Here is a 14,044-nt window from a genome sequence, read left to right on the forward strand (position 1 = left end):
CATGGATAGATCTCTCCTGAGTTCCCGGCTCGATATTCTACCGGCCGGTTGGTTCTTATGTTCGTCTTGCCGGGCCTTGGGTCGGTCAGGCGTCCCCAGTCCACAGTCGTGCGGCGCCGCGCACGCCTGACGCGTCGCCCCAGCGCGCGGGCACGATACGACCCTCCCATAGGTCCGAGAAGGCATAGCGGCGGACGATGGACGGAAGTTCTTCATAGATCTCGGCGACGTTCGACATGCCTCCGCCCAATACGACGACCTCGGGGTCCAGCAGGTTGGCAACCATGGCCAGTACGCGTCCCAGCCGGTCGATATACGCATCCAGTGCAGCTCGGGCAGCGGGATTCCCGGCGCGGGCGGCTGCAACGATCTCGGGGGCGCTGAGCGACAGACCATGTTCTGTCCTGGCGGCACGCGCGAAACCCGTGCCCGAAACCCAGCTTTCGATACACCCCGTCAGGCCGCACCAGCATGGCGGCGGAGACAGTTCGTCGCTGCGCGGCCAGGGTAAAGGTAAGTGCCCAATCTCGCCGGCAATGCCGTGGGCGCCGTCAAGACACGCACCCGAGAGTACGATGCCTCCACCGACGCCCGTACCGATCACGAGCGCAAACACGCTGCGCGCACCGGTCGCTGCGCCATCTGTGGCCTCGGACAGCGCGAGGCAGTTCGCGTCGTTTACCAGCCGTACCGGTCGACCGAGAACAGCGGTGAGGTCTTCGGAGAACGATCGACCGTTCAGGTAAAGAGAGTTGCTGTTGCGCATCACGCCGGTACGTGGCGACGGCGATCCGGGTGCGCCGATGCCGACGGTACATGCCGTGCCCCCCGCGATGTCGGCAGCCACGACGAACTCGGCGATAGCGGCTACCGCGGTATCATACGTGCCGGGATTGGGAACCCGCTGCTGCCAAAGCGTCTCACCGTCTGCACCTAGCAAGACGGCTTCGATCTTGGTGCCACCAAAGTCGATTCCTAAAGCCGGTACAGATGCTGGCTGCGGCTCGATAGCCCGAGCAGCGATACTGTTTTGCAAGGCAATGCTCCCCTCTTTACTGGCGTGACCGCTGCTCGGCCATCGTCAACCAAGCATGCCAGCGATCGTTATAAACGCAAATTGATTTTGTTATTGACCGGATCCACCGGACGATTAAACACGCGATGTCGAGACAACGGAAAGTTGCGACTGGCAGGCAGGAGAGGGTGGGGCGGTAAGTCGCCGATCGGCTCGATCTTAGCATGCTAAAACGTTCGCCAATTCCTGGCGATTTCGGGTGCTGAGGGAGACGGTCGAAATGTTGCGTGCACGTTCCAAGAATATGTTGATGGTCGCGGCGTCAGTTACGGCGCTGGTGAGCAGCGGCACCGCACTTGCCCAGCAAACGTCGACAACACAGGGGGTGTTGCAGAACGCACCTACCGATCAAGCCGCATCGCCCTCGGCTGCTGCTGCCGACCAGACGAGCGAAGCTCAGAACCCGACAACGCCCGCGAGCGACGCGGCTGCTGAAACGCAGGACATCGTCGTCACCGGCATTCGTGGATCGCAGCAGCGTGCGGTCAACCTCAAGCGCGATGCCGCGTCGGTCACCGACTCCATCTCGGCCGAAGACATCGGCAAGCTGCCCGATGTGACGATCTCGGACTCGCTCCAGCGTATCCCCGGCGTGCAGATCCGCCGTGATGCCGGTGAGGGCGCGGCGATCAATATTCGTGGCCTGCCGCAGGTTACGACGTTGCTCAACGGTGAGGCCTATCTCGGCGCTCAGTCGATCACGACGATCCAGCCGAACTTCAACGATATCCCGTCGCAGCTGTTTGCGGGCGCGGACGTCATCAAGTCGAGCACGGCCGATCTGCTCAACGCCGGCATCACCGGCACCGTAAACCTGCGCACACGCCGCCCATTCGATCTAAAGAAGGGCTTCACCGTCGCTGCCGCTGCCGAGGGCGCCTACGGCGACAAGACCAAGGAGTTCGATCCGAACCTGAACGGGCTGTTCGGCTTCCGGGGCGAGAAGTTCGGGTTCCTGGTGTCGGGCGCTTATTCGAACCTGCATCTTTCGAACTCCCACAACGGGATCCAGGAAGGCTACGGGGCCGCGCTGCACAACGAGCAGTTCAATACCGCGGCCAACCCGACTGGCGACGTCAACCTCAGCAACGGCTTCTCACCCGCAAATCGTCCCAAGGGGACGATCGTGGGGACGGGCCGCGACGTAAATGGTGACGGCGATGCCAACGATGCTTTCATCGTTCCTCAGGGCTTCACCGCCTGGGACAAGGTCAACCAGCGCGAGCGGATCGGCATCAATGCCTCGGCGCAGTGGGAGATCAGCGACGCCCTGACGCTGAATGCCGATGCATTCTTCACGCGCCAGAACGAGAATGATCGCACAGCCGGCATCCAGATGCAGAACGTCAACTGGCAGGCTGGCGAATTCGTGCCGGGCCAATCGCGCAACACCGGCTCGACCGTGTCGCTTAGCAATGGCGGCGTGACGCGCGATTATGATCTGAATACGACCCAGATCTATAATTACGACCTCGGCAATTTCGACTCGTATGCGCAGAATGACAAGTTCAAGTCTCAGTCGCAGAACTACAATGCCGAGCTGAAGTACGACAATGGCGGCCGGTTCAAGGCAAGCCTGCGCGGCGTCTACGGCAAGGCCTATTCTAACTACGACCAGAGCTATCTGCAGTTCAGCCCATCGAACGGCGCGCAGTGGCAGCCGGGCGGGATCGGTCATTATCCGACGGGCGACGTCGCGTTCAATCCGGGCGGGTATGCGGTCAACACGATTGCGGGTACGGCATCGTTGCCAGCGACGGTCGATTTCACCGGTAACCAGCCGGTCTTCACTCTGCCGTCGCAGTTGACGACGGCGCTCGGCAACATCGACAGCTACGCGATGAAGACAACGTCTTCGGAGGGTAACTATCGCCGCAAAGGCGACCTGAAGATCATTCGCGGTGACGTTTCGTACGAGGCCAATGACAATGTAAGCCTGAGCGCTGGTGGCCGGTACAGCGAGCGCTCGGTCGACGACTTCGAATTCGATCGCGCCGCGCCGCTATATTCGGGGCAGGCGTCTCAACCTGGTGGGTGCCTGGTCAAGTGGAAGGCGTTCGACGTACCGCTAAATGATGCGTCCTGCTATGCGGGTACGGGCACGTTCGGGACGGCAAATTTCAGGCCTTACACCTCTGGCGTTGTCCGCAAGGCGAGCGATCCGATCTTTAACGGGCAGGTCAAGCAGTTCAACCTGCCGGGTGCCGGCTTGCCGCCGATCTACGTGCTCGACCCAAAGGTCATGGACAACGCGCTCGCATTCCAAAACAGTTTCTACCCAGGCAACGTCGAGATTCAGAACCCGGGCGCCTCGTTCAACGTTGGTGTGAAGCAGATCTCGGGCTATGCGCAACTCAACGTCAAGGGTGACGTGTTTGGCATTCCCGTATCCGGCAATGCGGGCCTAAAGGTCATCAACACCAAACTCGACATCACCCAGTTCGTGACCGGTTCGCCGCGCCCCTACGGCGTTGCAAATACGGTCAACGGCACGGTCGAGACCAAGCGGAGCTTCACCGACTTCCTGCCGGCATTCAACTTGGCGTTCAATTTCGCCGACAACCTGAAGCTGCGCCTGGCGTATTCCAAGACGATGACACTGCTGGATCTCAACCAGTGGGGTGGTGGACTCAATCCGAACTACGCGATCGACACGAGCAATCCAGGATCGCCTGTGTTCCGCGTCACTGGCGGTAGCTCCAACGGCAATCCGCAGCTGGATCCCTGGCGCGCCACGAACGTCGAAGGCTCGCTTGAATACTATATCGGACGCAGCAGTCTGCTTAGCTTGGGTGCCTTCTACATCGACGTCGCCAGCTTCATTCAGTCTGGCAACATCGTGCGAACCGACCTGCCGGACAATGACGGCGTGGTTCGCAACCGGACCGTGTCGATCAGTACCCCGGTTCAGGGCGACGGTGGTACGCTTAAGGGTGTCGAAGCGGGTGCCAAGCTGTCGTTCAACGACTTCGGCTTCATTCCAACGGTGCTCTCCAACTTCGGCATAGATGCGAATATTACCTACTCGCCGTCCGATTCAGGCGCTGTCGATTTGAAGGGCGACTCGATCCCGTTCCAGGACAATTCGAAGATCCAGACTAACCTTGCTGGCTTCTACCAGGACAATCACTTCCAAGCTCGCGTCGCCTGGAATTACCGCTCGAAGCGTGCGGTCCAGCAGGACTTCGGCGGCATCCGAGGCCTCGAACTGTATCAGCAGCCGACGAACTACATTGATGCGTCGATCAGCTACGACTTCACGCCAAATTTGACGCTGTACGCGCAAGGGTCGAACCTGACCGGTGAGTATGAGAAATACTATCTCACCTTCCCGGATGAGAAAGCGTACAACAACATCTATGAGCGCCGGTTCATGGCGGGCGCACGTTTCAAGTTCTAATCTGCGGGTGAGACTGTAAGCGCCCGCCACCCTATTGCGGGGGTGGCGGGTGTTTGCACGGCAACGCACAGGATGGGAACCGAGCGTGACAGATGGAGCAGGAACAACGCGTAACTCAGGACCGCTACGCTCGATCGTGATTGTGGGCGGCGGCACTGCGGGGTGGATGGCAGCGACGCTCCTCGCGCGCAGGCTCGATCGTCAGTCCGTGACAATCACGGTCGTCGAATCCAGCGATATCCGCACGGTGGGGGTCGGTGAGGCGACCGTTCCCGGCATTCGGGATTTCTTTAGGGAGATCGGCGTCACCGAGCAGGACGTCATGGCGGCTGCGCAGGGCACAGTGAAGCTCGGGATCGAGTTCGTCGACTGGAAGCGCGAGGGTGAGCGATTTTTCCACCCATTTGGTCTGTACGGGATGCGATCGCGAGGGGTGGCGTTCCATCATTACTGGCGCAAACTGAATGCAGCGGGGCGACCTACGCCGTTGTCCGAATTCTGTCTCGCAACCGCGCTTGCCGAGCGAAACCTGTTCATGCGACCGACCGACAGTCCGGTGCATGACCTGCTGTTCTTCGACTGGGCCGTACATTTCGACGCAGGCCTGTTTGCCAAGTTTTTGGCAAAAAAGGCGGGCGAATGGGGCGTCAAGCACATCGACGCCACGATCACCGATGTTCTTGTCGATCAATCTACGGGATTCATATCCAGCGTCGATACCGAGTGTGGCAAAACGATCGCGGGCGACTTCTTCATCGATTGCTCGGGCTTTAGGTCGCTATTGCTCGGCGACGCGCTGGGCGTACCGTACGAGGATTGGACGAACCTGCTTCCGTGCGATCGCGCGGTCGCTATGCCGTGCGAACGAGCAGAACCGCTTACCCCATATACGCGCAGCACGGCACTGACTGCCGGATGGCAATGGCGGATTCCGCTGCAGCACCGGGTCGGTAACGGCTATGTCTATGCGAGCCGCCACATTTCGGATGACGAGGCCGTTGCGACTTTGAAAGGTCGGCTCGAAGGCGAAGCGCTGGCCGAGCCTAATATGATTCGTTTCCGTACCGGTCGTCGGACCGCATTCTGGCAAGGGAACTGTGTCGCACTCGGACTCGCCGCGGGATTTATGGAACCCCTGGAATCGACGAGCATCACGCTCATCCAGACCGGCTTGGAGAAGTTACTCGCCTTGCTGCCTGATAGGAGTTTTGATCCGGCGCTGGCGGATGAGTATAATCGGACCACGGGCCTCGAATATGCGCGGATCCGCGATTTCCTGGTCCTGCACTATTTTGCCAATGGTCGGCAGGGTGAGCCGATGTGGGATCGCTGCCGAGGCACCGCGCTCCCAGAGCAGCTGGAGCGCAAGCTGAAATTGTTCAAGGCTCGTGGACACCTCGTGCGCTATGAATGGGAATCGTTTCAGGACCCAAGTTGGCTCTCCATGTATGCCGGATTTGGCATTGATGCCGCTGCGCATGACCCGCTGGCGGATCATTTCTCCCTGTCAGATCTCGAGGCAGCGTTCGAACGGATGAAGGGTTCGATACGTGACGCCGTTGCGCTTGCCGAACCGCACGAGACGTTTCTCAAGTCCTTTGCCCCCGCGTCAGCTCCTCCCGCATCCCGGTCAATGAACTTTGCCGCGAATGGATAAGCCCTCGAATTTCAAAGTTTCAGGAAGATCGGCTAGCGGCAGCGTTACCGCAGACGACCGATCTGTCAGGCTTGGGCCAAGCCTGTCGGGCACAAACCTGGAACGTGCGGGTGACTATAATCAGCGCGTCGTCACGCAGATCATTCGGCGTAATCCTGACATCACGCGAAACGAAATCGCGGTGATGACCAATTTGACCGCGCCGACGATCGCCAACATCGTAGGGCGATTATTCGAGAACGAACTCGTGATCGATGCCGGACGACGCTTGGGCGGTCGAGGGCAACCGGCGACCCGCCTCCGGATAAATCCGGAAGGGGGCTTCGCCATTGGCCTCAACATTGATCGCGATCATGTTACGTTGGTATCACTCGATCTAGCTGGCACGGTGCGCTCTCGATTTACCCAACAGATCGCATTCGCGTCGCCAGACGATGTCGTACGGGTCGTCGAAAAGGGGATCGCGGCAATCGTTGATACCGATGCGATACGCTTGGATCGGGTGCTTGGGATGGGTGTGGCGCTTCCCGACGACATCGGGCGGGTCGACCTGCCGCATCGCCCGGCCGGGTACGAGCAGTGGAGCGATGTCGATATCCAGGCGATGCTCGCACCTATCGTCCCCTGGTCGATACACATCGACAACGATGCCGCGGCAGCAGCCATCGGCGAGGCACAGTTCGGCGACGGGCACCATGCGAACTTCTTCTACATTCTCGTCAGCGCGGGACTAGGCGGCGGGGTCGTGATCGACGGCGCTTATTACCGTGGCGCAAACGCCCGCGGCGGGGAACTCGGCTTTCTGCCGCTCGCCACTGATCCGACCAAGGTGCTGCAGGACGTCGTCTCCCTGTCGGCGTTGTCGAGCTATCTAGAGACTGCAGGACTGGACCCGGCGGGTATGGATCCAACGCAACCGTTTACCGCAGCGTTCAAGCCGCACGTTGCCGCTTGGCTCGACGACGCATCGGACGCGCTCGTGCCAGCGCTGACGGCCGTGAACTGCCTAGTCAATCCCGCGATTGTTCTCGTTGGAGGGCGGCTGCCGGACGATATCCTCGATCAGCTCGCTACGGATACCTACCGAAAACTGCGAACGGCAGCACCCAATATCCCTATAATTGCGCCGATCGCTCGGGCGAGTCTCTCGCGAGATAGTCCGGCAATAGGCGCCGCGATCCTGCCTTTTCTCGACCGCATCCTGCCGTCGGACGGGATACTCATCAAGTCGCAATCGGCATAGCCAAACGAATGATCTGACGTATTGCTTTAATTAGGAAGTACTTTTGAAAAAGCTGGCGCATCTAGTTGTACTTGCCTTTCTGCCGTTTGCGGTCGGCGTGGCGCGCGCGCAGGATCAGTTTGTCGATCCAAACACGTTGCGTCCTTCGTTGGACCCGAACCGCAAGGCCAATGGGTTGGCACGAACGCCGCAGATGGGATGGAACAGCTGGAACAAGTTCGGCTGCAACATCGATGAGAAGACGGTGCGTCGCATCGCCGACACCATGGCGACGAATGGCATGCGCGATGCGGGGTACGAGTATGTCGTCATCGACGACTGCTGGCACGGTGAGCGCGATGCCACCGGCTTCATCACGGAAAGTCGAGAAAAGTTTCCATCGGGCATGAAGGCACTGGCCGATTACGTCCACGCTCGCGGCCTCAAGTTCGGGATATACTCCGATGCCGGCGCCAAGACCTGTGCCGGCAAACCCGGCAGCTTGGGACATGAATATCAGGACGCGCTTACATACGCTCGGTGGGGCGTTGATTACCTAAAGTATGACTGGTGCTCGACTGGCACGTTGAATGCCGAGAGCGCCTACGCGCTCATGTCGGATGCCCTCAAAGCCACGGGGCGGCCGGTTCTTCTGGCGATGTGCGAATGGGGCAACAATCGTCCGTGGGAATGGGGCAAGAAGATCGGCAACTCGTGGCGCACGACCAGCGATATCCGCGATGCCTGGAAGGGGCGGGACAAATGGTCGATCGGTATGGTCGACATCGTTGACGCGAACGAGCCGCTTTATCCGTATGCGGGGCCCGGGCACTGGAACGATGCCGACATGCTCGAGGTCGGCAACGGCGGAATGTCCGATACCGAGTACCGCTCCCATTTTAGTCTGTGGGCGATGATGACTTCACCACTGATTGCCGGCAACGATATCACCAACATGAGTGCAGCAACGCGCGACATTTTGTTGAACAAGGAGGTAATCGCGGTCAATCAGGACCCCCTGGGTCAGCAGGGTCGTCGTATACGCGATGATGGCGATCTGGAGGTCTGGTCGAAGCCGTTGAGCGATGGAAGCCGGGCCGTGATACTATTCAACCGCTCCGAAAGTCCTGCCAAGATCGAGGTCAATTGGCCGGAAATAGGTCTGACCCGCTCGGTCCGTGCAGACGTACGCGACGTGTGGAGCCATCGCTCGATAGGCAAGGTTAGTGACCGATACGCCGCACTGGTGCCAGCGCATGGGGTGATCATGGTTAAAGTTACCCCCTGATCGCGCCACCGGGTTCTATCACGCGTCGTCGGGCAGACGAACACCGGATGCTAGTTTGCGGCGAACCTGCCGTTCGAGAGGTTGCGTTAAGCCCAGCAGCAAAGCCGTCAGTTTGACCGTTTATTAGCGTTGCTGGGCAGTTGCGAACCATGAACGAATGTCCGAACTTGGAAAGCACAACAAGGACGCTGAGCGTCCGCTTGTGGGTCAACTAACCCGCCTTTATCGCGCAGCGGCGCGATAAAGGCGTCGCCCCCTGTGTCATCCCCCATGGCAGCACTAAGGGTATCACGGGTGCTGCTAACCATCGTCCCCGGCGGGTAGCGCTTTTAGTCCGGCAGCAATCGGGGCGGCGAGCATCGCGCCGGGCGGGGTCGGGGAGGGCCCAATTTCGCGACCCCATGCAACACGCTATTACCCCGCCTCGCCCGCAGTCTTTTCGTGGCGCAAAAGGTGCCCCCCCATTGGCAGGAATCGGCTTAGATCCTCGCCCGACGCGCACCGATCGAGCAAACAGCGACGGTGCAGTTCGGTGCAACACTCGCTGGCGTTGCGCGACTGAGGGCTGGCGACTGCTAACGCCCAAACGTTCCCAAACGAGAACGGGCGTATCCTTCTCGACCTGCTGAAATAGCAGACGTACTATCGGCCTCCTAAACATAGGGGGACCGTCTGTGGGAGCATGGGGCGCGCTGATTATGAGCTTCTTCGGAGCGGTGTTCGCAGCGTTGACGCTTTACTGGCAATGGCACTTGTCCGGGATCACTCTGGCGCTGCCCTTCTTGGGATTCATGCTGATCGCTCTTGCCGCGAGGTATGTGATCCGTACACCTGGCGAGGGCATCAAGCCGTCACCGAAAGAAGAACGAGCCATCATGTGGAGCAGCATTGGTGAAGGCGTCGGCCTTTTCCTAGCCGCTAACATCGTAGTGAACCTGCACCGGCCCGATCTTCTGTTACCATCAATGGCGTTGGTCGTCGGCCTGCATTTCCTACCAATCGCCTTCGCCGGCGGCTTTCCTCCGTTCTATGTTCTTGGAACGGCACTAATTGTTGCAGCGATCATTGGCTTCATTGTCGAAGCCCCTACAGGCGGCGAGGTCGCTGGATTCATGGCCGCTGGTGCGCTCTGGCTCGCGTCCGGCATCGCAGTCCGTCGTGATTGGCTCGCAAAGCGACAGACGGCAGCCACAGTCTAACCGTGTCACAAATCTTGATCCCATCGGGAAAGTGGGGTGCCGGGGCAGTGAGCCGCTATGGTAGTGCAGCCGCATGACGATATTCCCCAAGCCCGTTCTGGACTACTGGCATGAAGCGTTCGCTGGTGACGGCAGCTCGACGTGGGCGGTAAGCGAGAAGTTGAACCCCAAACGCCCGGCGATGATGCTGGAGGGCATTGATGGCCGGGTGCGAACCGTATTGCGACCCGAGCTGATCGATCGGGTCAGTCCTAATGCGCCGGGTGTCACGTCGATCGCCGACATACAGGACCTGTTGGAACGCGGCGGCGTCAGCCTGCACGATCCCGACTATCTGTTCTACCTTCCCGCGGATACGTGCGTCGCATCCGGTCAATCAATGGTCGCCCGCCAGCTTACGATCGAGGATCGCGATGCGTTCGAGGCGTTCCATGCCGATGCATCAGAGCAGGACCGCGACGATGCGTTTGTCGAATTCGATCATTGGGGGGTGTTCGGTTGCTTTGAGGACGGTCGGCTGGTCAGTGCCGCCAGCGCATACCCTTGGGAAAGCGGCCCGTTCGCGGACTTAGGAGTGCTGACGCTTCCCGATGTTCGGGGAAGAGGTTTCGCACGTGCGGTCGTCCTGACGATCAGCGAATTCTCGCGCCGAAAGGGATATGAGCCGCAGTATCGTTGTCAGCTCGACAACCTTGCATCCGTCGCCCTTGCTAAATCATGCGGCTTTGCGCTGTTCGGCAAGTGGATAGTGGCATCTGACGTGCTCGATCGAACTGCGGCTTAGAGACTCGCATATTCCCGGCTGACCGTCCTTTCGGGAAAGAGCAGGTCTCGGTCGCCCTCCGTTTTCGGGAAGCCGAAGACACGGAGCGTCCTCATGCTGGGCTACCTTCGGCCCACCTCGGTTGCCATAAGGCGTCGCGGAAGGGTGAGGGATAATGGATTTAGATCGAGAAGAGGCATGTGCAGCCATACCGCTGCCTGCGAGTATGTCCGCGCCCTTGGTGGGGTATGAGTGGGCGCGCGATAACGTCGGGGAATCAGGTGGTGCCGTTTATCGGCTGCATGGCAAGATCGGCGCGCCTGACCTGTTCCTCAAGCATGGGCGAAGCTCCGTCGCTGGCGACATAACCGACGAAATGGTCCGATTGCGTTGGCTGGGAAGGTACATCCCCGTCCCGGCCGTCGAAGGCTTCGTTGCCATGCAGGACGAGGCATGGCTGCTGATGACGGCGGTGCCTGGACAGACTGCATGCCAGATTCTGGAGGCGCAACCCGATGCGGGTGCTGGGATAGTCGATGCGCTCGCGACGTTTCTGCGGCGTCTACATGCCATTCCGACCAGCGAATGCCCCTTCAACAGCGATCACGCCTACCGCCTTTCACGGGCGCGTGAACGCATCGACGCGGATCTGGTCGACGAAGACGACTTTGACGACGAGCGCGAAGGCTGGACGGCGGAGCAAGTTTGGGAAGCAATGCAGCACCTGCTGCCGATGCCCTCCGACCCCGTAGTCACGCATGGCGATATTTCGCTAGATAATATCCTGATGCTCAATGGTGAAGTGGTCGGCTGCATCGACGCCGGCAGGGTCGGTATCGCGGACCGCTACCAAGACCTAGCTATATTGTGGAATTGCCTCGGGAAATTCGATGCATCGCTACAAGACCGTTTTTTTGAACAGTACGGCGTCGCAGAGGCCGACGAATGCAAGCTCCAGTTTCACCTTTTGCTGGATGAAATGTTCTAAGCCCCGGCAGCGACGCCCCCGGAGGGGCCCTCATACGATGCTTGAGCGCCGGTAAGCAGATTCCCTTTTTCCGATCCTTTTCGGGAGCCGGCAGCTGCCCAATGTCGGCTAGCGCCACCCGTCGTCCCGAAAGCAGCCAGTCCGGTTTCCTTTTCATTCCGGCCATTCCGCTATCGCTCAATAACGGACGTTGAGCTCGTTCCAGAGCTTGCCCGGAAGCGGCTCATGGTCCAGCCGCTACGTTGATAAGCGTCAACGCTTAGTATGGAATCCCGAGATCATGCCGAAGGCTTCTTGCTGTATGAATCGCCTTTGCGCTCAGCGCACGAGCTTGCGACGTGATTGCCGGATCGTCTTCCTCTCGCTCTCGATCAGCGACTCCCTTATTCACTGTCGTTAGCAGGTTTGCTTCACGGAACGCCTCCTGCGCGTTGCCGTCTAAGGCTCCGTTTCGCATTATTTCTCGGTAGCGAGCGATGGTATTGGCGCTTTCTGGATCGTTATTCGACACCGAAAACAAAACCTCGCCTGCTAATAAGTCCAATTCATGAATCAAGTTTATTGAGGTCTCTGCGATCATCATTTGATAATCCATGGCGTCGGCATCGTCTCGCCTGGGCGGGTACTTCCCGACGGGAACCAAATCTGTTCCCCGTGGCCGGGCAAGACATTTACTTCGTCACTCGACATTTGCAATCTTGCCGAACCTATCCAGCCCCGCAAGCCTTTCGGTGAGCTTTCGACGTAGCCACCATTGCCGTTCTAATGTTCAAAACCGCTGAACCGCCGCGCCATTCGCCCTCGCTTGAAGGAATTTCGGCTTGCCAGTATCCGCCGTTGGCGTCTCGATCGCTTCCAATCACTCTTCGGATAGGCCCGGCTTGTGCCCAGCGTGTGACGATCACGCCTTTTGCGCGAACCTGATGGTCGAGCAGGCGCAGTGAACCTGAAGGGGTGCCGTCTCCGAACAGACGCTTGCCGGTCCCCAGCACGACAGGAAAGGTCATGAGGACCAGTTCGTCGGTTAGCCCGGCAGCGAGGAGCGGAGGGTAGAGCGTTGAGGAGCCTTGAATCAGCAAGTCCGGACCGTCGGCTATCCTTCAGGGCTCGGATCGCGGCAATTCCGTCCAGGCGATAGCTGTTTGCCCAGTCGAGCGGCTGATCGCCATGCGTTACAACATGCCTGTCGGCGGAAGTCATTGCGTCGCCCATGCCTTCCATCTCGCCTTCGACGAATGGCCGGCAGGCTGCAATAATATCGTAGGTCCGGACAGACCTCGGCTGTCCGACAAAGAGCCATTTCCACCGTATCGGCGGCTGCCTCAGACATGAACGAATGTCGGATGTCGGGAAGCCGGCGGGGGCTGTGGATGACCGTTTCTGGGTCTTGCTGGCCCTGCGCTGCTGGCATTTCCGACCCTTGCGAACATCCGGAGAAGTTAATCCATCGAGTTCAGATCAAGAGTGGAGCCGTTGAGACGCCCGACTTAGCCACGCCCAACCTTCCTTCCAGGCAATTCGAGATCATATCTACCGCACCCTTAAGAAGAACAGCGCGTGTCGCTCACCGCGCATTCGCCATGGGCTCGAATGCCGCGGCGTGCGACTAGCGTATCGAGCGGGATTTACGGTAGCAGGTAGGCGTAAGCCACGAAGAACGAGATCGTCATGGTGACAAGCACGATGCCTATCCCGAGCCAACCATTGAGAGGTGGCTTCGTCGAGGCGCTGGTTTCGCGAGGCGGCTTTGTCATGCGGCGCCTATAGGCTCGAGCGGGTTCAAGCGAAACCCGAACCGACTGTCACCGGCTGACCATTGGTTGCGCGAGGCAACGGGACGCCTCGCCACCCTGCGACGTGACATTTTTCGCTGACAGAACCGTGCCAATTAGCGCTGATATGTACACAACCATCGGCTCGTGAGAGCGCCAGCGGCTTACCCCAACTTGTCATGCATGCCGATCGAGAAAGGTTCTATGCCGATCGCAAATCGCATCTTTGGTGGATTGCAATGAGTCTGCTTCGAAGCGCCTGCCCTCAAGAATCGGGCAGTCTGTTTCAACAGCGACCGATGACGAACAGCGGGATCGGCGTGATGTAGAACCACTCTGTCATCACCGCCTAAAGCGTAATATCCTCAGCGGTAATGTCGGGGCCAAAGGTCGGCCAGAGAGGCACTTCTAAAAGGGCGAGGGTAATCGAAGCGATCTGGATCGCGGTGGCCAACCAAACTTTAGCGACGAGCGTGAATAGCCATATCTGGGTTCGCGAAGGCTTGCTCTGCGGCGGAGTAGCCCCTCGGCGGTACCGATATCGACAGTTTCGCCAGGTCCGGTGACGCCCCCTGCGTCGAGGACAGCCGCAGTTTCCCTGCCGCAGTCACGTCATCGGGCGTGCGCCCCAAAGTGCGGACCAACGACCAGCAAGTGGCATAGTCCGCCCTCGTCGGGTG

11 protein-coding genes are annotated in these 14,044 nt (G+C 59.4%); 7 read left to right on the top strand and 4 right to left on the bottom strand.

All coding sequences use genetic code 11. The features are described from left to right. Nucleotides 1-85: 85 nt before the first annotated feature. Nucleotides 86-1,036 (bottom strand): ROK family protein, encoded by a 951-nt coding sequence (locus C8J43_RS10565; protein ID WP_197983156.1) that lies wholly within the window; start codon nt 1,034-1,036, stop codon nt 86-88. A gap of 259 nt (nt 1,037-1,295) precedes the next feature. On the opposite strand from C8J43_RS10565, the gene C8J43_RS10570 reads away from it, so the two are divergent. From C8J43_RS10570 to C8J43_RS10600, 7 genes are all read left to right on the top strand, one after another. Then, a complete protein-coding gene (locus C8J43_RS10570) occupies nt 1,296-4,475 on the top strand; it encodes a TonB-dependent receptor (protein ID WP_197983157.1) in 3,180 nt (1,059 codons plus the stop codon). A 142-nt stretch (nt 4,476-4,617) separates the two neighbouring features. Next, entirely contained in the window at nt 4,618-6,132 is a 1,515-nt protein-coding gene (locus tag C8J43_RS10575; RefSeq protein WP_263817013.1) for a tryptophan halogenase family protein, read from the top strand. Further along, nucleotides 6,125-7,375 carry an ROK family transcriptional regulator gene (locus C8J43_RS10580; protein ID WP_133030880.1) on the top strand — a complete coding sequence of 417 codons (1,251 nt, stop codon included), beginning with the start codon at nt 6,125-6,127 and terminating at the stop codon, nt 7,373-7,375. The genes C8J43_RS10575 and C8J43_RS10580 overlap by 8 nt, the downstream gene beginning before the upstream one ends. A gap of 43 nt (nt 7,376-7,418) precedes the next feature. Beyond that, the gene (locus C8J43_RS10585) at nt 7,419-8,642 is read left to right on the top strand and encodes an alpha-galactosidase (RefSeq protein WP_243645514.1); all 1,224 of its coding nucleotides are present in this window, start codon (nt 7,419-7,421) and stop codon (nt 8,640-8,642) included. Nucleotides 8,643-9,340: 698 nt separating this feature from the next. Beyond that, on the top strand, nt 9,341-9,841 hold the full coding sequence (locus tag C8J43_RS10590) for a hypothetical protein (RefSeq protein WP_243645515.1): 501 nt from the start codon (nt 9,341-9,343) through the stop codon (nt 9,839-9,841). Nucleotides 9,842-9,914: 73 nt separating this feature from the next. Continuing rightward, on the top strand, nt 9,915-10,625 hold the full coding sequence (locus C8J43_RS10595; RefSeq protein ID WP_207893373.1) for a GNAT family N-acetyltransferase: 711 nt from the start codon (nt 9,915-9,917) through the stop codon (nt 10,623-10,625). A gap of 151 nt (nt 10,626-10,776) precedes the next feature. Further along, nucleotides 10,777-11,592 (top strand): APH(3')-I family aminoglycoside O-phosphotransferase, encoded by an 816-nt coding sequence (locus C8J43_RS10600; protein ID WP_133030882.1) that lies wholly within the window; start codon nt 10,777-10,779, stop codon nt 11,590-11,592. A 259-nt stretch (nt 11,593-11,851) separates the two neighbouring features. Here the strand turns inward: C8J43_RS10600 and C8J43_RS10605 are convergent, their stop codons facing one another. The 3 genes from C8J43_RS10605 to C8J43_RS22540 form a co-directional block, all read right to left on the bottom strand. After that, nucleotides 11,852-12,187: a hypothetical protein gene (locus C8J43_RS10605; RefSeq protein ID WP_133030883.1), complete on the bottom strand. Its 336-nt coding sequence runs from the start codon at nt 12,185-12,187 to the stop codon at nt 11,852-11,854. 112 nt (nt 12,188-12,299) lie between these two features. Further along, entirely contained in the window at nt 12,300-12,671 is a 372-nt protein-coding gene (locus C8J43_RS10610) for a dihydrofolate reductase family protein (RefSeq protein WP_207893374.1), read from the bottom strand. Between the two features lie 546 nt (nt 12,672-13,217). Further along, entirely contained in the window at nt 13,218-13,346 is a 129-nt protein-coding gene (locus C8J43_RS22540) for a hypothetical protein (RefSeq protein WP_279388831.1), read from the bottom strand. Nucleotides 13,347-14,044 lie beyond the last annotated feature (698 nt).

Origin of the sequence: Sphingomonas sp. PP-CE-1G-424, assembly GCF_004341085.1 — a bacterium.
In the GTDB taxonomy this organism is placed as follows: Bacteria; Pseudomonadota; Alphaproteobacteria; order Sphingomonadales; family Sphingomonadaceae; genus Sphingomonas.

Excerpts from the sequence above, each read along its gene's own strand:
- C8J43_RS10590 (WP_243645515.1), top strand. The coding sequence starts at position 9,341 with ATGAGCTTCTTCGGAGCGGTGTTCGCAGCGTTGACGCTTTACTGGCAA.
- C8J43_RS10605 (WP_133030883.1), bottom strand. The coding sequence starts at position 12,187 with ATGGATTATCAAATGATGATCGCAGAGACCTCAATAAACTTGATTCAT.
- C8J43_RS10595 (WP_207893373.1), top strand. The coding sequence starts at position 9,915 with ATGACGATATTCCCCAAGCCCGTTCTGGACTACTGGCATGAAGCGTTC.
- C8J43_RS10580 (WP_133030880.1), top strand. The coding sequence starts at position 6,125 with ATGGATAAGCCCTCGAATTTCAAAGTTTCAGGAAGATCGGCTAGCGGC.
- C8J43_RS10570 (WP_197983157.1), top strand. The coding sequence starts at position 1,296 with ATGTTGCGTGCACGTTCCAAGAATATGTTGATGGTCGCGGCGTCAGTT.
- C8J43_RS22540 (WP_279388831.1), bottom strand. The coding sequence starts at position 13,346 with ATGACAAAGCCGCCTCGCGAAACCAGCGCCTCGACGAAGCCACCTCTC.